The 19663-nt window shown below is 39.0% G+C and carries 12 protein-coding genes; 7 read left to right on the forward strand and 5 right to left on the reverse strand.

From position 1 onward, the window contains the following. Positions 1-56: 56 nt before the first annotated feature. The 6 genes from G530_RS0101955 (at position 57) to G530_RS0101980 (ending at position 10440) form a co-directional block, all read left to right on the forward strand. The gene (locus G530_RS0101955; protein WP_026932927.1) at positions 57-3278 is read left to right on the forward strand and encodes a SusC/RagA family TonB-linked outer membrane protein; all 3222 of its coding nucleotides are present in this window, start codon (positions 57-59) and stop codon (positions 3276-3278) included. 18 nt (positions 3279-3296) lie between these two features. Then, the gene (locus tag G530_RS0101960) at positions 3297-5009 is read left to right on the forward strand and encodes a RagB/SusD family nutrient uptake outer membrane protein (protein WP_026932928.1); all 1713 of its coding nucleotides are present in this window, start codon (positions 3297-3299) and stop codon (positions 5007-5009) included. Between the two features lie 88 nt (positions 5010-5097). Next, positions 5098-6714: a glycoside hydrolase family 10-like protein gene (locus tag G530_RS0101965; RefSeq protein ID WP_026932929.1), complete on the forward strand. Its 1617-nt coding sequence runs from the start codon at positions 5098-5100 to the stop codon at positions 6712-6714. A 3-nt stretch (positions 6715-6717) separates the two neighbouring features. Next, positions 6718-8163: a sodium:solute symporter gene (locus G530_RS0101970; RefSeq protein WP_026932930.1), complete on the forward strand. Its 1446-nt coding sequence runs from the start codon at positions 6718-6720 to the stop codon at positions 8161-8163. A gap of 8 nt (positions 8164-8171) precedes the next feature. Next, positions 8172-9191 (forward strand): dipeptide epimerase, encoded by a 1020-nt coding sequence (locus G530_RS0101975; protein WP_026932931.1) that lies wholly within the window; start codon positions 8172-8174, stop codon positions 9189-9191. A gap of 13 nt (positions 9192-9204) precedes the next feature. Further along, a complete protein-coding gene (locus G530_RS0101980; RefSeq protein ID WP_026932932.1) occupies positions 9205-10440 on the forward strand; it encodes a C40 family peptidase in 1236 nt (411 codons plus the stop codon). 66 nt (positions 10441-10506) lie between these two features. On the opposite strand, the gene G530_RS0101985 is transcribed toward G530_RS0101980, so the two are convergent. The 5 genes from G530_RS0101985 to G530_RS0102005 are packed head-to-tail and all read right to left on the reverse strand — an operon-like array spanning position 10507 to position 18310. Beyond that, complete coding sequence (locus G530_RS0101985; protein WP_026932933.1) at positions 10507-12348, reverse strand: outer membrane protein assembly factor BamB family protein; 1842 nt, start codon at positions 12346-12348, stop codon at positions 10507-10509. A 17-nt stretch (positions 12349-12365) separates the two neighbouring features. Next, positions 12366-14132: an exo-beta-N-acetylmuramidase NamZ domain-containing protein gene (locus G530_RS16460; RefSeq protein WP_051199652.1), complete on the reverse strand. Its 1767-nt coding sequence runs from the start codon at positions 14130-14132 to the stop codon at positions 12366-12368. A gap of 9 nt (positions 14133-14141) precedes the next feature. Then, a complete protein-coding gene (locus tag G530_RS0101995; protein WP_026932934.1) occupies positions 14142-15077 on the reverse strand; it encodes an N-acetylmuramoyl-L-alanine amidase in 936 nt (311 codons plus the stop codon). 10 nt (positions 15078-15087) lie between these two features. Continuing rightward, a complete protein-coding gene (gene nagB / locus G530_RS0102000; RefSeq protein ID WP_026932935.1) occupies positions 15088-17007 on the reverse strand; it encodes a glucosamine-6-phosphate deaminase in 1920 nt (639 codons plus the stop codon). A gap of 34 nt (positions 17008-17041) precedes the next feature. Continuing rightward, positions 17042-18310 (reverse strand): ROK family transcriptional regulator, encoded by a 1269-nt coding sequence (locus G530_RS0102005; RefSeq protein ID WP_026932936.1) that lies wholly within the window; start codon positions 18308-18310, stop codon positions 17042-17044. 194 nt (positions 18311-18504) lie between these two features. Between G530_RS0102005 and G530_RS0102010 the strand changes: the two genes are divergently transcribed. After that, positions 18505-19653, forward strand: coding sequence for an acyltransferase family protein (locus G530_RS0102010; protein WP_026932937.1), 1149 nt, complete (start codon positions 18505-18507; stop codon positions 19651-19653). The last annotated feature ends 10 nt before the right edge of the window (positions 19654-19663 follow it).

A 19663-nucleotide genomic window follows, 5' to 3' on the forward strand; every position in this document is an offset into this window, starting at 1 on the left:
ATAATTTAAATTATATTTTTAATTTGTTGTAAATATTCATTAATGAAAAGCTAACTATGGGAAAAAATCACAAAATTTTTGTTCTTCTATTTTCTCTGTTTTCTGTAAGTCTTTGGGCACAGCAAAAACAAATTTCAGGAGATGTATTCGATGAGGACGGAATGCCGCTTCCAGGGGTGACCGTTCAGGTCGAAAATACCGCAAAAGGAACAGTAACCGATTTTGATGGCCATTTTGAACTCTCTGTACCAGACAAAAAGAATGTTGTTATCGTATTATCTTCGCTAGGTTTCGAAAAACAAAAGGTAACAGTTGGAGATCAAACACAATTTAATATTACTCTTAAAACAGATGCAGAAAGTCTGGATGAAGTTGTAGTAGTTGGGTATGGTAACCAGAAAAGAAGTGATCTTACCGGTGCTGTTGCCACAGTAGATACAGATGTTCTTGAATCCAGACCTATTACCGATGTTGGTAGAGGTTTACAGGGAACTACTCCCGGGCTAACCATTGGTTCTTCCAGTGGTCAGATTGGTCAAGATCCATCTATTAAATTAAGGGGGTCTGTGGGAACCCTTGGAACAGGTGGAGGTGCAGAACCTTTGATCCTGGTAGATAACGTGGAGGTTCCTAGCTTACAGTCTATAAACCCTCAGGACATTGAGAGTATTTCTGTCTTAAAAGATGCTGCCTCTACTTCTATTTATGGAGCTCGTGGTGCATGGGGTGTGATCCTTATCACTACCAAGAATGGAAAAAGAGGAATGGCTCCTACAGTTAATTATTCCAATAACTTTGCATGGGCAACACCTACTAACACTCCTAAAGTTGCTCCGGCGGCAGAAGGAGCTGAAATGGCCTTTGCGGCTGTTAACCGAAGAATTCCTTCTTTAGATGCTTTCGGAATTGTGGGAATGTATATAGACCAGACCGCTATAGATAAAATGTATGAGTGGGAAGAATTATACGGAGGCCAGGATCTGGGAATGGAAATGGTTGAAGGACGTGACTACGAAATTAGAGATGGAAGATTGTTTTTCTACCGTCCATGGGATCCCAGGGAACTTTTCATTAAGGAATGGGCACCACAGCAAAAACATGATCTTTCAGTTTCAGGAGGAAGTGAAAACACTAATTATTACCTAGGTTTAGGATACTTAAATCAGGGTGGTGTTTATAAAGCTAATCCAGATGAATATGAAAGATATAACTTAAACTTAAGTGTAAATACGAACATCACTGATTGGTTAGAGGTTCGTGCTAAAGTTTTAAATACCAATTCAATTACTACCGAACCATTCAAATTTGGTTCTAATACCTATGATGCCTGGTATTATACCACACGTTGGCCAGCCCAGTATCCTTACGGGACTGTAGATGGCAAACCTTTCAGAAATCATATTTCTGAAGTTGAACAGGCAAAAATGAATGAGAATACTTATTCTTTATCAAGGGTGAATCTTGGAACTACTATTAGTCCATTAGAAAATCTTGATATTAACTTCGATTATACTCACGATAGAGTAGAGGAGCATGAACACCAGACGGGCGGGACTTTATACGCTTATAACTTCTGGGCTCAGGGCCCTGATTTTTCTTATGTGCCTTACTCAAGTGCTGCTTACGATCGAGTTCAGTATAATTCTGAATGGAGTAGAAGGAATACCGCCAAACTTTTCGGAATTTATGATAAGGAATTTGGAGATCACAAATTTAAGTTGACTCTGGGAGGAGATATGGAAGAATATGAAGAATGGTTCCATTATTCTCAAAGAAGAAATCTACTGAATCCTGATCAGGGAGAATTAGCACTGGCAACCGGAGATCAATTCGTAGGTGGTGATCGTAATAAATGGTCTACACTTGGAGCATTTGGACGTCTTAACTATTCTTACAAGGATAAATTCCTATTAGAGGCTAATGGACGTTATGATGGCTCTTCTAGATTATCTGCCGATGAAAAATGGGCTTTCTTCCCATCTTTTTCTGCTGGTTATGTAATGAGTGAAGAAGATTTTATGGAGCCATTAGATCCAACTTTGTCATTCTTGAAGTTTAGAGTTTCTTATGGTTCTATTGGAAACCAGAACTCATATTTATCTAATATATACCGTGTAATGTCTTCTTATGGATCTAACTGGGTAATAGATGGAAATGAGCAGGTGGCAGTTGGAACTCCAGGCGCAATTCCTTCTTCTTTAACCTGGGAAACTGTAACCACTCTGGATTTTGGTCTTGATGCAAGATTTTTTAGCGATAAATTAGGATTAACGTTTGACTGGTATGAAAGAACAGTAAGTGATATGCATAGTGCAGGGGTAACCCTTCCTAGCTCTTACGGAACTTCATCTCCAATACGTAATTACGGAGAGCTGCAAACAAGAGGTTGGGAATTGGCTATAGATTTTAGCCATCAGTTTGAAAATGGTCTTAGCATTAATGCTTTGGCTACCCTGACAGATTATAAAGAAAGAATTACCAAATACGCCAATACTACGCAAGGGATAAATTCTTATTACGAGGGAAAAGTTCTTGGAGAGATCTGGGGATTTGAAACAGACAGGTTCTTTACTGAAGATGATTTTGATGCTGAAGGGAATTATGCAGATGGAGTTCCTTCTCAGGATATTTTCGAAACCAACGGATGGTTCCAGTACGGTCCTGGAGATATAAAGTATAAGGATCTTGATGGAGATGGTGAGATCAATTACGGTTCAAGAACTGTAGACGATCATGGTGATATGAAAAGGATAGGAAATACAACTCCTAGATACCAGTATGGATTACAACTAGGAGCAAACTGGTTAGGATTCGATTTAAGCATGTTTATGCAGGGTGTTGGGAAACGTGATTTCTGGGCTAGTGGCCCGGTGTTTATTCCTGGATACAGATATGCTGAAGGTTGGTATGAGCACCAATTAGATTACTGGACTCCAGAAAATACAGATGCTTACTACCCGAGGCCAAACGATCAGCAGCAGTCTAACAACGCGATGAACTTCCTGCCTCAAACCAAGTATTTATTAGACATGTCTTATTTAAGAATGAAGAATATTACTTTTGGTTATACCCTACCATCTTCATTAACTGAAAAAGTGAACGTGGATAAGTTTAGAGTATACTTTAGCGGTGAAAACCTGTTTGAATTCAGTAATATTCAAATTCCGGTAGATCCAGAAGTAGATTATACTGCAGCTGGTTTAAATGATCCTATAACCTTTGGACGAGTATATCCTTTCAGAAGATCTTATTCGTTCGGTGTACAGATTACCTTATAATTAAAAACTTCTTAAATAATGAAAATATTAAATAAAATAGCAGCTTTATTCATATTATCACTCATTATTGTGAGTTGTAATGATGATTTTCTGGATGTTCCGCCACAGGATCAGCTGGTAGATGAAACATACTGGACCAGTGAAGGCAATGTTAAGACTTTCGCTTATGGTTTCTATTCGGCATACTTTACAGGATATGGTTCAGGATATAGCTGGGGAGATTATTTCTCAGGTCAATCCTTAAATGATGATTTTGCACCAACCAATCCGCCGAGATTTACCCAACAGGTGCCTACTTCTGGTGGGGGATGGACCTTCGCCTGGGTTAGAAAGGCTAATATCTTTATAGATCGTGTAGCTACGGTGCCTATGGAAGAGGAAGCTATTAATCATTGGACCGGGATTGGTAGGTTCTTCAGAGCTCTTGAATATCATGACCTGGTAAAAAGATTCGGTGATGTACCTTATTACGATCAGGAACTATCTGAAGACGATACAGAGTTGTTGTATAAAAAACGTGACGACAGGACTTTTGTAATGGACCAGGTACTGGAGGATTTCTATTTCGCTGCAGAAAATGTAAGATCTGGAGTAGAAAATGAAGGCCAGGAAGTAGATAGAAGTGTTGTACTTGGATTTATGTCTAGAGTTTTCCTTTATGAAGGAACCTGGCAGAAATATCATGAGAATAATTCTGAAAAAGCCAGAGAATATTTAGAGGCGGCAAAATGGGCTGCTGAGCAGGTGATCAATTCAGGAGAATTTTCATTAGGTAATTACAGAGAGGTATTTAATTCGTTAAGCCTTTCTGGAAACCCTGAAGTTCTTCTTTACAGAGAATATGAAGCGGGAATTCTTACCCACGCTTTAAATTCCTATAATAACAAGGAACCACAAACAGGAGTGTCTAAAGATGCCGTTGAAGCGTATCTTGCTGATGACGGACTTCCAATCGCAATTTCTTCAGAATATCAGGGAGATAAGGGAATTGAGAATGTAATGACTAACCGCGATCCTAGGATCTATGAAACATTGGTTTCAGATGAATTAAGGATCAACGGGATAGATTCAGATTATTCAACTACCGGTTATGCCACGCATAAATTCCTGAATGAAGATATCGCAGAAGATCCAGAAGGAAGTTCTAATCTTAACCCTACAGATGCTCCTATTATTCGTTACGGTGAAGTGCTGGTAAATTATGCTGAAGCTGCTGCTGAATTAGCCACAGTGGGAGGACCTGAATTAACTCAGATGGATCTTGATATGTCTATAAATGTTCTAAGGGACAGGCCAGGAATTAATTTACCTCATCTTGAAATCATGGGTGGCGAGCCAGCTGTGAACGGGATGGTATATGACGATCCAGAAAGAGATCCTGAAGTACCTGCGATTATCTGGGAAATTAGAAGAGAGCGCAGAATAGAACTTATGATGGAAGGTTTTAGACTTGATGATCTTAATAGATGGGAAAAGTATGAGTATACCGATATGATTCAATATCCAGAGATCAATAGAGGTGCATGGATAGTAAAAGCAGATTATCCAGATGCAGATCTAAGCAACCTTACTTTAACTGAAGGAGAGCAAGGATATATTATTCCTGCTTCGGCACAGGAGTCTTTAAGAACTTTTGATGATCCAAGAGTTTATCTTCAACCCATTCCACTAGATCAAATAACCCTGTACAGAGACCAGGGTGTGGAATTGGATCAAAACCCGGGATGGTAATATTATCTCCGAATTAGTCAAAGGTCCTTTGGAATTTAATCTAAAGGACCTTTCTTTGAATATAAAAGTTTTATTTCCAGACTAACTAATGAATAAAATACCCCACCTTTTTGCTACTGCACTTTTTTTGTTGCTAAGTTTTACCGCCTGTAAAACCACCAAACCGACTACTGAACCTTCTACCCAAGAAAACGTGGTAAAGGATACTATTGTTTCTGCTGAAAAACCTGAAGTCAAAGAGGAAATTCCAGGAGAGGATAATCCTGTTTCAATTAAAGAAAAGATAAATCCGCCTTTAAATATCGAAGAATTCAGGGCAGCCTGGATCGCTACGGTGGCTAACATTAACTGGCCCAGTAAATCTGGTCTTTCCACTTACCAGCAACAACAGGAAGCTTTAAAGCTGCTTGATTTTTTAAAGTCGCATAATTTCAACGCGGTAATTTTTCAGGTTAGACCTCAGGCAGACGCTTTATACCAAAGTGAGCTTGAACCCTGGTCTTATTTCCTAACTGGAGAGCAAGGCAAGGCTCCCGATCCTTATTATGATCCCTTAGACTTCTGGATAAAAGAAGCTCATAAAAGAGGCCTGGAATTGCATGTATGGCTCAATCCTTATCGCGCCCATCATACTACCGGCGGAAAAGTGACCAGTACTTCGATCATTCGAAAAAAACCTGAGCTTGCCGTTGAGCTTGCCAATGGCATGTGGTGGCTGGATCCTGCCCAAAAGGAAACTCAGGACCATTCTGCAGCGGTAGTAATGGATATTGTAAACCGTTACGATATTGATGGCGTTCATTTTGACGATTATTTCTATCCCTACGATTCATACAATAACGGTAAGGATTTCCCGGATGAGAAGACATTTATGGCTTACCAGAATGCTGACGGAAAGCTTTCAAAGGCAGACTGGAGAAGGGATCATGTTAATAAGTTCATCAAAAGAATTTACGAAGAAATAAAAGCTGAAAAGCCTTTTGTAAAGTTCGGATTAAGTCCATTTGGGATATGGAGACCTGGATACCCTGAATCTGTGAGCGGTTATGACCAATATGACAAGCTTTATGCAGATGCAAAATTATGGCTGAATGAAGGTTGGATAGATTACTTTACACCTCAATTATATTGGCAGATCAACCAGTATGCGCAAAGTTTCCCGGAATTGTTAGGCTGGTGGGAATCTGAAAATACAAAAAACAGGCACTTGTGGCCGGGAATTAATGTTGGCCTGGGAGGAGACGAAAAAAATGTTGATGAGACCATCAACCAGATTATGATCACCCGGGGGATGCTTCCTGAAAGTAAAGGGACTGTACACTGGAGTATAGGACCCCTTGTAAAACATAAAAATCTTGCCAGGGCTTTAGTTGAAGGTCCATACCGAAAAAAAGCATTAGTGCCTCCAAGCCCCTGGCTTGATGATTCGGCACCTGAAGTTCCGGAATTCAGCTTTAAAGTTGAGAATGACAGACTTTTAATGAACTGGGAAGTCTCAGATCCTAAAGATATTTCCAGATATGTAATCTGGTTTAAATATGAGCAGGGTAACTGGGATTATAAGATTCTGGATGGAAATGTCACTTCTTTTAGTCTTCAGAACGTAGTGGGAGAGAAAAAGAAAATGATGGAAAGAATTGGAATTACGGCGGTAGACAGGTTAGGCAATCAAAGTGATTTCAAAGAAATTATTCTAAAAAAATAACGAATGACACCATTACTGGTATTTGGAGTTATAGCTATTTATTTTCTGGTATTGCTGGGGATAAGCTATTTCACCTCCAAAAAAGCTGATAATAACACCTTTTTTACTGCTAATAGACAATCTCCATGGTATCTGGTGGCCTACGGAATGGTAGGTGCATCACTTTCCGGAGTTACTTTTATATCGGTGCCGGGGGAAGTAGGGAACTCCAACTGGACCTACCTGCAATTCGTGATGGGGAATATGGTTGGTTATGCTGTAATTGCTTTTATTCTCATTCCTTTATTCTATAAACTTCGGCTGGTTTCTATCTATGAATATTTAAAAGATAGGTTCGGGCAGCACTCTTATTATACCGGATCTGCTTTTTTCCTGGTTTCACAGACTATTGGAGCTTCTTTCAGGCTGTTTCTCGCCGCGGTAGTTCTTCAGATAGCCTTTTTTGATGCTTTTGGAATTCCTTTTTTTGTTACTGTCCTAACTACTATTGTACTTATCTGGCTATATACTTTCCGTGGAGGAATAAAGACAATAGTCTGGACCGATACCTTACAGACAACTTTTCTATTACTTGCCGTGGTCATTAGTATTTATATGATCGTAGATCAAATGGGACTGGGATTCTCAGAAATGATCTCGACGGTTTCAGAAAGTAAAATGTCTACCATATTTGACTGGGACTGGCGATCAGACCGCAATTTTTACAAGACCTTTCTTGCCGGAATATTTATTACCATTGCCATGAATGGTCTGGATCAGAATGTAATGCAGAAGAATTTAACCTGTAAGAATCAGAAAGATGCTCAAAAGAATATATTCTGGTTCTCTATTACCTTTTTTGTATCGACAGTTCTTTTTCTTGCTTTGGGAGTTCTTCTCTATAAATTTGCAATGGATCAGGGTATAAGTATTCCTGAACAAAGTGACGAACTATATCCGTTACTTGCTTTGAATCATTTTGGTATTCTGGCCGGGATCGTGTTTCTGTTAGGAATTATAGCAGCAGCTTTTTCCAGTGCAGATTCGGCCTTAACCGCTTTAACTACCTCCTTTTGCGTGGATATTCTTGATCTGCCCAATAAAAAGGCGCATCAAAAAAGAACCCGTCTTTGGGTGCATATTGGATTTACCGTTCTTATGTTCCTGGTAATCATTATTTTTAATAGTTTAAATGATACCAGTGTGGTGAGTGCGGTATTTAAAGTCGCCGGTTTCACTTATGGACCATTATTGGGATTATTCGCATTTGGTCTATTGAATAAACGAGCAGTTAAAGACCGGTTTGTACCCGTGATCTGTATTCTTGCTCCGATTATTTCTGTGATTCTTGATCAGAACTCCGTTGCATGGTTCAACGGATATCAATTTGGTTTTGAGATCTTACTGGTAAATGCCGGATTAACCTTTTTAGGTTTATGGCTGAATTATAGCAAAGGAAATTTGAAATAATATAAAATATGAAGATAGCTTACAGGAGCTTCAATTTAGAACTGAAAAACACTTTTACTATAAATCATGGTTCTCGTGATTTTCAGGAAACGCTTATTGTAATATTATCTGATGGTGAATTTACGGGGTATGGGGAAGCCGCAGCTACGGTATATTATGGCGTGACTGTAGATAAAATGATCGCTTCGATAAGATCTGTCGAGCCTATTATTTCTGAAAATATACATCGTACTCCTGAAGAATTATGGGAACTAACCTTTCCGCATTTAAAGGATAATCCTTTTGCCCAGTGTGCACTGGATATTGCCATGCATGATCTTCACGGCAAAAGAAATGACCTGCCACTTTATAAAATGTGGGGCCTTGATATTTCTAATGTTCCGCTTACTAATTATACCATAGGTATAGATACAGTGGATAAAATGGTGAATAAGATCAGGGAATTTCCATGGCCATTGTATAAGATAAAACTGGGTACAGAAGATGATATTGCTATTGTAAAGGAACTTAGAAAGCATACAGATTCAGTATTCAGATTAGATGCAAATGCAGCCTGGACTGTAGAACAGGCCATTGAGAACAGCGAAGCTTTAAAAGAGCTTAATGTTGAATTCCTGGAACAGCCCTTAAAACCTGGCGACGTTGAGGGAATGCAGGAATTATTTCAAAAATCGAAACTTCCTCTAATTGCCGATGAAAGCTGTATTGTGGAAAGTGATGTCGAAAAATGCGCACCTTATTTTCATGGAGTTAATATCAAACTTACCAAGTGTGCCGGCATTACTCCAGGTAGAAGAATGATCAAAAATGCACGTTCTTTGGGACTAAAGGTTATGGTGGGTTGTATGACTGAATCTAGTGTTTCTATGTCTGCCATTGGCCAGCTTTTGCCTATGCTCGATTATGTAGATATGGATGGCGGCCTGCTTATTCGTAATGATATAGCAGAAGGAGTGAAGGTTTATGATGGAAAGGTCCATTTTCCAGACAGAAACGGAACCGGAGCGAAATTGTTTAAATTTGAATAAATATCTAAATACTATGAATATCAAGTTGAATTATATAGCATTCTTAGCTTTTTTAATGCTGATTTCCTGTAATGAAAAAGCTGAAAAAGAAAATGCAAATGAAGCAAATAAAGCTGATGAGGTAATTGCCGGGGTGAGCGAAAAGTATGCTCCAGATAAACGAGTGGCTCTTTTCGATATTGAAGCGGTAAAAAATGATGATACCTATATTCTTAAGGGAGAATCTAATATGCCTGAAGCTATCGAAGAGTTGAAGAATAAAATGAAATCAGAAAACCTGGAATTCAGGGATAGTATTGCTGTATTACCTGATGAAAATGGTCTTGAAGGTAAAACCATGGGAGTTGTAAAGATTTCTGTAGCAAACCTACGTGATGAACCCAAACATTCTGCTCAGCTTGTGACCCAGGCCACGATGGGAATGCCGTTGAAAGTGTATAAAAAACAGGGAGGCTGGTATTATATTCAGACTCCAGATGGTTATTTAGGCTGGGTAGATTACGGCGGACTGGCTCATAAAACCAAAGCAGAGTTTTCTGAATGGAAATCTGCAGAAAAGCTTATTTACCTGGAAGCCTTTGGTAATTCCTATGAAAAACCGAATAATGCTTCTCAAAGTGTTTCAGATCTTGTCGCAGGGAACATTATAGAGCTTATAAGCGAAGAAAAAGGATTTTATAAGGTAAAGTATCCTCACGGCAAAGAAGCTTTCATAGCGAAAGCTGAAGCCAAACCATATCAGGATTGGCTCTCTTCCCTTGAAATGGAAAAAGAGGATCTGGTAGAAACTTCAAAAAAACTGATGGGTCTGCCTTACCTATGGGGAGGGACTTCATCTAAAGGTGTGGATTGTAGCGGGTTCACCAAAACCGTTTATTTTCTTAACGGGATTGTGATCCCGAGAGATGCATCTCAACAGGTACACACTGGTAAACTGGTAGATTCCAGGAGAAATTTTGAAAACCTTATTCCGGGAGACCTTCTTTTCTTCGGAAGACCGGCGACAGATTCTACTTCAGAAAGAGTGGTGCATGTGGGAATGTGGATTGGTAACAACGAGTTTATCCACTCTATGGGAGATGTTCATGTAAGCACGATGGACACTACGGCTTCAGATTTCGACGAATATAATTACGATCGTTACTTAAGAACAAAAAGGGTATTTAACCAGGAAGATGAAGGCTTGCTTTACCTAAAGCAAAAGGACATTTTTACAGATGCAGATCCATCAAAAGAAACTTCTGAATAAGAATTTTATTTAAATAGTAATTAGGTGTTAGTTAGAAAGGTTCCCAATTTCGGGAGCCTTTTCTTTTTACCATTCCAGAAGGACAATTTTACCATCCATAGTAGCCGCAATTAGTTTTCTGTCACCAATATCATTTACGGTATTTACCATAGAATTATCAATTTTATATTTCCAATTAAGCTTTTTATTTACTGGGTTTACACTAAATACCACGCCATTTCTTCCCCCAAAATATAGCTCATCTAATTTCTCTATGAGCATGGAAGGAACATGGTCGTAACCATATTTAAGATCTTTTTTCCAGGTGATTTCAGAATTGGCCCCGTTAGCTTTATAAGCAACCAGGGTATCGTTCATCGTTTTAGCGTAAAGCGTTTCTCCATCTTGTGAAATACCAAGGGATTCCCTCACTTTGGCTTCATTACTTCTCCAGAGTGTATTTCCGGTTTCAGCGTTTATGGCAGATATATACCTGTCTGGGGCAACAATATAGATTGCGCCATCAGCAGCAACAGGAATTACCATGGCCGGAGAGAACATTCTGTTAGCAGAACCATTAGTCCATTTCCATTCCAATTCTCCGGTTTTGATATTTAAAGCGTATAAGTGCTTATCCCAGGCGCCAAAAATAATCTTATTCTGATATATAAGCGGCTTGCTAACCACCGGCCCCTTAAGCCCTGAAAATTTCCATATTTCCTTTCCACTCTTTGCCTTTAAAGCTCTGAATATACCATCACTTCCGCCGATATAAATAACACCATCTTCTACTATAGGAGAGCCAAGAACGGAAGCCCCGGTTTTTGTTTCCCAATTGATTTTACCACTTTCTGAATCCAGACTATAGATATTCCCGTCCCCGGAACCAAAGATCACATCTTTCTTGAAGTTTGCGGGTGAAGAGAAAATTCCACCATCGGTCTCGAAGCTCCAGATTTTTTTCCCGGTGTCTTCTGCTAATGCTTCAACAAGCCCGGTGCTGTTTCCAAAGATCACTTTTCCGCTATTCACGGCAGGGGTGGAAATCACGTTGGCATCTGAATGATATTCCCAGGTCTTCTGAACCTTCGGAAACGAATCGTTCATTTTATAGGAAGGTCGTTCATAGTCAGTATCCATTTTATAATTTCTATTCCCGAGTTCTACACTATTCCAGGCAGTATGCGTTTCTACGCCCAGCGTTCGTTCATAAACATTTGCGGTGTCTTCGGTAACCTCAATAATATTGTAACCACCTGTTTCCTGTTTCGCTCTAAGGCTGGAGCGTCCCATAATGCCGGGAATGCCTTCAAAATCGAAAGCCTTGTTCCGGTGCCCGTGTCCGCAAATGGCGAATTGAGTATTATATTTCTTCAGTCGTTCGGTAATCTCAAACCAGTTATCAAGGCTGTTATCTATTGGATAATGATTTACAAAAATGATGGGCTGGTCTTTTGGCGTCGCTTTTAATACTTCGTCCAGCCAGACAATGGCGTCACGTGGAATATGACCATCAGACATCCTTACATAAGGGCCCGAGGCACAACCGATAAATTTGTAGCCATTGTGTTCAAAACTGAATTTATCATATCCAAATTCCCTGATAAAACTTACACCTCCAGATTCAGACCAGCCGGTATCGTGATTCCCTGGAACCACATAATACGGAATGTCCAGGTTTTCCAGGGTTTTCTTCGCCAGAGCAAGCTCTTCATCGGTTCCCATTTCGGTAATATCCCCGGTTACAATTACAAAATCCAGATCTTCTTGGGAATTTATATCACCTACAGTCCTGTTAAGATCTTCCTCAGCGGTTCCAGAACCAATATGTGTATCTGAGACATGAGCGAATTTAAAATTTTGAGCATAGATTGCCGTAGCTGGGAATAGCAATATTATAAGCAGTGCCGAAATGATATATTTTTTCATAACTATTTTATTCAATTTTAATACAATAGGTATTTCTCTCTTTTTTTCTGAAAATACTCCAGTTCCTCTTTCCATTGCCCGATAATATTTTCTGGCGACTCACCTTTATTAAGCATTTCCCTCACTTTTGAAGTTTTAAGAAGATGGTCAATCCTCTTTTCTTTCCACTCAAACTCGTTGGGATATTGTTTTATTAATGCATGCAGGATATAAATTCCAAGCTCTACAGGCTTTAACTCATTACGATTGGTAATGGAGATTTCCACAGCGGGGGTTTCTTCACCTACGAATTTTGGGGGATAGATCTTTATTCCATCTACAATACTATCAGGTTTAAATCTTCCCGGGCTGAATTTCGCTCCCGGAAGTTTATAAGAATTTAATAATTCTGAAAGCTCTCCGGCTTTTACCCAGGGTGCACCTATAAGTTCAAAAGGCTGAAGAGTACCTCTTCCTTCTGAAAAATTTGTTCCTTCAAGAAGGCAGGTGGCTGGATATAATAAAGCCGTGGTAAGGTTTAGCATATTGGGAGAGGACTTTATCCAGGGCAACCCCGTTTCATCAAAATAGAAGGATCTGCGATAATTTTCAAGTGGAACCACACTAAGTTCTGCAGTTGATTTTCCTGTTTTCTCCCTTTCTTTATTGAACATTGTAGCCAGTTCTCCAATGGTCATCCCATGAACAACAGGCAGGCTTTCAATATTTAATACGGGCTTAAAACTGTTTCCAATCGGGCCTGCAACGGTTTCAGCATTTATAGGGTTTGGCCTGTCCAGGACGATGTAGGGAATTCCACTTTCTGCTGCGGCCTCCATAGCGAACAGCATGGTACGTATGTAAGTATAATACCTTGCTCCTATATCCTGAATATCGAATATTAGCACATCAATTTGTTCCAGCATTTCAGGAGTTGGTCTTTGAGTGTCTCCATAAAGGGAAATTACCGGCAGCCCTGTTGTTTTATCTTTTGAATCTGAAACATGGGTATCCTGTTCACCGCGAATTCCATGTTCCGGGCCGAACAATAATTTCAGGTTAGTTTCAGGATTTTCATGAAGCAGATCTACAAGGTGCTCGATATTGGGAAGAAGTCCCGTATGATTGGTTATAAGGCCAATTCTTTGGCCTTGAATAAGCTTAAAATATTCTTCTTCGAATAATCTTTCTGCCCCGATCCTAACCCGTTTATCTGTTTTTAGTAGAGGTAATAGCCGGTAGAGATCGTCCCCGGGACAGGTAGTTTTAGCCTGATCTTTATGCCCTGAAACGCTGGATAGCGGGATGTTATATTTTTCTGAGACATATGGCACAAGCTGTTTCAGACTTTTCCACTGTTCTGGCAGAACTTTTTCTTTATTAAAGTTTCCTTCAACTACGATCAACAGGTGGCCATCCAGGTTATAATCTGTATTAGAATCACCCTGGTAATTCACATTTCTAGCCTCGGCGATATCTCCTGAAGTTGAAATATAGAAATGATAAGGAACATCTGCCCATGCCTTTTTTAGTTTTCCACTGGCCAGTTTTGAGTCTTTTTGAGAGAAATCCTGAAGTCCCCTGAGCTTCTTTTCTATGCTCAGCTCTGGCTTTTGGGGCATTCCAGTATGATGTATGGTAATAAAGCGGGGGGTATGAGGAATCATTTCTAGAACCGGAGGTGCGGCATTCCACTCGGCGCGGCTTATAATTTTTAATTCTGACTGGAGTTTATTCTGAGCATTGGATTTCTGAATAAATGAACCACAGAAAACGGATAGAAAAATAAAAAAATGAAGTCGCATGATTCTCTTTTATAAATACTTTTGGTAGAGATGATAAAGGATTTTTAATTCCTTATCATTCAAATATGGCTTTTTATAGTTCTCCTGAATAAAATGAAGCTTAAAGGCTTTAATGGCAGCCGGCAGATCTGAGATATCATAACCAATGATCTTTAGTGCCATTGCGTAATCAAAATCTGCGGGAATCACCTGGGGAAATATATACCTGTTTAAAAATGGAAGCGTGTTTTGATCGGGTTGCATTTCAAAACCCGAAGGGAAAGCTTTAAAAAATTCAGAGGCCAGTTGTAGATTAGCCACTTTTTCCTCATCGTACCAAAGCCCATAGCCTTCTTCTGCCAGTCGTTTCCAGGGAAAATTTGCATTAGGATCTACCTTTCTACTTGGAGCAATATCTGAATGGCCTATAAAATTTTTAGCAGGAATATTAAATTTTTCTTTCAGCTGATCTAATACAGCCAGTAAACTCTGGATTTGAGGTTCAGAAAATTCTTCATAGCCATTATTGTCCAGCTCAATTCCTATCGAGGATGAATTAAGATCTGAATTATTTCCCCACATGCCAGCGCCTCCGTGCCATCCTCGAAAATAATCATTCAACATCTGATAGATTTCGCCATCTCTTGATATTACGTAATGTGCACTTACCTGAGTTCTTGGTAAAGTAAAGGTCTTAAGAGTTTGCTGAACAGAGTCCTGTGCCGTATGATGTATAACTACATAATTAGGTTTTCTTAAGTTGAAATTGGTTGTTCCAACCGGATACTTTCCATAATTGAGACTGTCTGTTTGTTTACCTTTATCTGGAGTGAACTCTGTAAGATCCTGGGAAAGATCCTTGGCTCTTTTTTTATAAATTTTATTCGTTTTAGAATATGGATTTGAACCACAGGAACAGATAAGAATTCCTATGATCAAATAACTTAAAAGTACCCGTAATTTCATTTAGAATTTTTTAGAATTTCCAGCGAACAAAGGCTTCCATCGCCTCGTAGTTAGCAAGGCCTAATTTGTGATAATTCACGGCGGTTTCCCGGTTTCTCTCTTCAGCTCTGACCCAGAACTCCCTTTCGTCATCACCTGGGAAAACCGGCCTGTCTTTTTGGGATTGGTGCTGGAAAATAGCATGCCTTTTCCTTTGAACTTCCTGGGGAGAAAGAGGAACCGCCATTTCAATTTCGTGTACCTGAAATTCCTGCCATGCGCCACGGTATAACCAGAACCAGCAATCCTTTACCCAGTCTTCAGTCTTTTTAAGACGCTTTAGAGCCTCCTCTACAATTCTAAAGCAAATGATATGGGTTCCATGGGGATCGGCGAAATCACCTGCTGCAAAAACCTGTTGAGGTTTTATTTTCTGAAGTAGTTCCATGGTTAGAACTATATCTTCTTCGGTAACAGGATTCTTTTTTCGTTTTCCGGTTTCATAGAATGGCAAAGCCATAAAATGTATCTGCTCATCTTTAAGGCCGGCATAACGTGCTCCGGCAATGGCTTCTGTTTTTCGTATAAAGCCTTTTACTTCCTGAATTTCTTCCAGATCTATATCGTTTGGCTGTTTTGTTTTCAGGAAGTTTCGCATTTTCTCGTAAATCGAGGTTAATTTCGAAATGTCTTCTCCTATACTTTTCTTGAAATCTATGGCAAACTCAATGTACCTCAGCACATCGGTATCCCATACCGCTGTATTTCCAGAAGTCTGGTACGCTACATGTACATCATGAACCTGGTCTACAAGCCTGATAAATGTTCCTCCCATAGAAATTACGTCATCATCGGGATGAGGGCTAAAGATTAAAGAGCGTTTATGAGAAGGCTCTTTTCTTTCTGGCCTTTGAGAATCGTCAGCATTAGGTTTCCCTCCTGGCCAACCCGTAATGCTATGCTGCAGTTGGTTAAAAACATGGATGTTAATGTCGTAAGCTGGTCCCTGTTCTGTAGCTAGCTGGGCCATTCCGTTAGAATTATAATCTTCTTCGGTTAATTTAAGAATAGGTTTATTAATGGTCCCGGATAACCAGATCACTGCTTTTTTAATCAGTTGAGGTGTCCAGTTACAGTCTTTCACCAGCCAGGGTGTATCAAATCTAGTGAGCTCAGATGCCGCGTCTTCGTCCAGGATGAATTCTACATTATCTGATAGTTGTAAAAAAGTAGCTGGAACGCTTGAAGAGATCTCTCCTTCCACAGCTTTCCTTATTATAGGTGCTTTTTTCTTACTCCAGGCCATAAGTATGATCTCCTTAGCCTTGAAAATGGTCCCGATTCCCATGGTGATCGCCTTGGTAGGAACATTTTCCTTTCCTCCAAAATCCCTTGATGCATCACGACGGGTAAGATCATCTAAAGTTACCAGTCTTGTTCCGGAGTTTGGAGCAGATCCAGGTTCGTTAAAACCTATATGCCCAGTTCTACCAATACCCAGAACCTGAAGATCCAGACCGCCAACTTCGGTGATCTTTCTTTCATAATCCAGACAGTAATTGGCGATATCTTCTTTTTTTAAGGTACCATCGGGAATATGAATATTTTCCCTTTTAATATCTATATGATTAAAAAGCTGTTCATCCATAAAGCGAACATAGCTCTGTTTGGCTTCTGGATGCATGGGGTAATATTCGTCCAGGTTGAAAGTAATCACATTTTGAAAGCTTAAACCTTCTTCTTTATGCATTCTGGCAAGTTCTGTGTAAACTTCCACAGGAGTGGCTCCAGTTGCCAGCCCTAGAATCGCATTTTCTCCTTTCTCCTTTTTCCTAATTATAATATCTGCAATTCTGCGAGCGACCTTTATTGAAGCGATATGTTCATCTTTATAAACACTAACTGCCAGTTTTTCAAATCGGGTTTCTTCTAATAGATTTAATCTCGCCATAATTCTGTATTATAATTTGTTTTATTTGGTCCAGCTAAGATTCAGATTTCAGCATGGACATCTGATTTTTAAAAATATCATCCATTACAGCAATCGTCCCACCATATAAACTTGAGTTTGAGCCAAGATTGGAAAGTTCTATACTTGTTCTTTCCTTTAGCTGCATCATACAGTAAGTATTGGTAGATTGCTGAATTGGAGTGGTTATAAATTGTTTTGCTTTAGCTATTTCGCCTTCCAGGATTATTAATTCCGGGTTGAATATCTGGATTAGGATCGCAATACCTTTTCCCAGGCTTATTCCAATCTCAGATAATAAGTTGATCGCAAACTGGTCTCCTTTGTTTGCTGCCTGGATGATGATCGCAGGATCCATTTTTTTGAAATTATCTCCTTTAAGGTCATTTAAAACTGAAGTTTGTCCTTGTTTTAAACCTTCTTTCGCTTTTCTTACCAGTGCCAGACCTGATGCTTCCATCTCCAGACATCCTCTTTTCCCGCAATGACATAGTAATCCGTCTTCCGTCATAGGAATGTGACCAAATTCTCCAGCAAATCCAGAGTGGCCGGTATGCATTTTACCTCCCATGATAATTCCGAGGCCTACACCCCAGTCCATGGAGATCACCAGTACATTTTCTTTGTCTTTGGCAATACCAAACCTATATTCGGCCAGGCAGGCACTTTTGGTATCATTCAGAATAACCACAGGTTTTTTGAATTTCTTTTCAAACTTATTTTGTAGCGATTCCGGTTCCTGTTCTGTCAGGTAATAGGTGTAGTTCTTACCTTCAGTCGTTGAAACCAGACCGGGCATACTAATTCCTATTCCTAGAAGCTTATCGGCATCTATTCCAGAATTAGCAATCACTTCCTGTGCTTTTTCATGCAGGAGATCTACAATATTGGATTTTGGAGAAATTTCTGTTGCAATTGATTCCTCGGTAATAATAGAATGATTGTTATCTGTAATGGCAATTTTGATCTTAAATCGTTTGATATGTATACTTAAGACAAAAAATGAATGTTCTTTAAGACCATAGAGGTCAGGTTTTCGGCCACCTTCAGATTTTCCCTGTCCAGATTTTACAACTATTCCACTTTCCATCAATTGATTGATCAGGGCCATGGAGGTAGGTAAGCTAATATTGAATTTTGAGCATATCTCCGCATTGGAAGTGCTTCCATTTAGAAAAAGATACTTGATGATTTTAATTTTCTGAAGAAATTTTTTTCGTTCAATATTACTAATATCAACCAGAGTATCTTTAGTTATGAGGAAATCCTGTAAATTTTTAGTCATATAACAAATTGAAAATTTTAATAATAGCTCAAAATACTTCAATTATTTAATTTTCCTAAACCAGAAATTAAAATTATAAAAAAAATCCAATTTCAAGAAGTATTAAATAAAAATTTTACATAAGATCTGATAATTAATAAAAATTTATACTTTTATAACTGATTCGAATTGTATACAGATTTTATTGATAATTAATGAAAGGTACAGCTCAAAATACAGCAACACCGGGTAAACAGCGATATCTCGCACTGGATGTTTTACGTGGAATGACCATTGCTCTTATGATACTGGTAAATACTCCCGGTAGTTGGTCTACCATCTATGCTCCGTTTAAACATGCAGCCTGGCATGGATTTACCATTACCGATCTTGTTTTTCCTACCTTTTTATTTGTAGTGGGAAATGCAGCAAGTTTCAGTCTTCGTAAATATGAGAAGCAATCTGAAGCTGCTTTTCTAAAAAAGGTTGTCAAAAGAAGTTTACTTATTTTTCTAATAGGTCTGCTTCTTAATGCTTTTCCATTTGTAACCCGGGAGGCGGGTGAGCTGGTTCTAAAGGATTTTAGTAAGCTTCGTATCATGGGAGTACTACAGCGCATTGCCTTATGTTATTTATTTGGTTCTCTCCTTCTTCATTTTTTAAAACTAAAGTGGATTCTGGTTTTTAGTTCATTTCTACTAGCTACTTATTGGTTAGTGATGTGGTATTTTGGAACTCATCCAGACCCATACAGTCTGGAGCATAATGTCGCTTTAAAATTTGATTTATTAGTTTTCCCGGCAGAAAACTTATGGAGAGGCTTTGGTAGAGCATTTGACCCTGAAGGTTTGTTAAGCACAATTCCGGCAATAATAAATGTAATAGCGGGTTATGTAGCAGGAAAATTTATCCAGAATTCAGGAAATAATATGAATACGGTCCTGAAATTAGCTGTTGCGGCTATGATTCTCCTTGGAGTAGCCCTGATTTGGTCTCCATATTTTCCAATTAATAAAGCGATCTGGACAAGTACTTTTGTCTTATACAGTACAGGCTGGGATCTTCTTATTCTGGGAGGATTGATTTTAACCATAGAGGTATTTGGAATTAAAAAATGGACATATTTCTTTCAGGCATTCGGTAAAAATCCGTTATTCATATTTATTATGTCTGGTGTGCTGGTCATGCTTATGGCGGTAATTTTAATAGAAAACCAATCGATGAAGGCGTGGATTTATAATAATTTCTACCTCACCTGGTTAAGTGATTATAATGCTTCACTTGTATTCGCTATTAGTTATATGTTACTCATGTGGTTAATTGGGTATGTCCTGGACAGAAATAAAATTTATATAAAAGTTTAAGAACTCAATA

Source organism: Christiangramia echinicola DSM 19838 (assembly GCF_000423065.1).
Lineage (GTDB): Bacteria > Bacteroidota > Bacteroidia > Flavobacteriales > Flavobacteriaceae > Christiangramia > Christiangramia echinicola.

Bases quoted from the DNA above. Each gene is read 5' to 3' on its own strand.
- nagB (WP_026932935.1), bottom strand. From the start codon at position 17,007: ATGGCGAGATTAAATCTATTAGAAGAAACCCGATTTGAAAAACTGGCA.
- G530_RS0101995 (WP_026932934.1), bottom strand. From the start codon at position 15,077: ATGAAATTACGGGTACTTTTAAGTTATTTGATCATAGGAATTCTTATC.
- G530_RS0101985 (WP_026932933.1), bottom strand. From the start codon at position 12,348: ATGAAAAAATATATCATTTCGGCACTGCTTATAATATTGCTATTCCCA.
- G530_RS0101965 (WP_026932929.1), top strand. From the start codon at position 5,098: ATGAATAAAATACCCCACCTTTTTGCTACTGCACTTTTTTTGTTGCTA.
- G530_RS0101980 (WP_026932932.1), top strand. From the start codon at position 9,205: ATGAATATCAAGTTGAATTATATAGCATTCTTAGCTTTTTTAATGCTG.
- G530_RS0101960 (WP_026932928.1), top strand. From the start codon at position 3,297: ATGAAAATATTAAATAAAATAGCAGCTTTATTCATATTATCACTCATT.
- G530_RS0101970 (WP_026932930.1), top strand. From the start codon at position 6,718: ATGACACCATTACTGGTATTTGGAGTTATAGCTATTTATTTTCTGGTA.
- G530_RS0102010 (WP_026932937.1), top strand. From the start codon at position 18,505: ATGAAAGGTACAGCTCAAAATACAGCAACACCGGGTAAACAGCGATAT.
- G530_RS0101975 (WP_026932931.1), top strand. From the start codon at position 8,172: ATGAAGATAGCTTACAGGAGCTTCAATTTAGAACTGAAAAACACTTTT.
- G530_RS0101955 (WP_026932927.1), top strand. From the start codon at position 57: ATGGGAAAAAATCACAAAATTTTTGTTCTTCTATTTTCTCTGTTTTCT.
- G530_RS0102005 (WP_026932936.1), bottom strand. From the start codon at position 18,310: ATGACTAAAAATTTACAGGATTTCCTCATAACTAAAGATACTCTGGTT.
- G530_RS16460 (WP_051199652.1), bottom strand. From the start codon at position 14,132: ATGCGACTTCATTTTTTTATTTTTCTATCCGTTTTCTGTGGTTCATTT.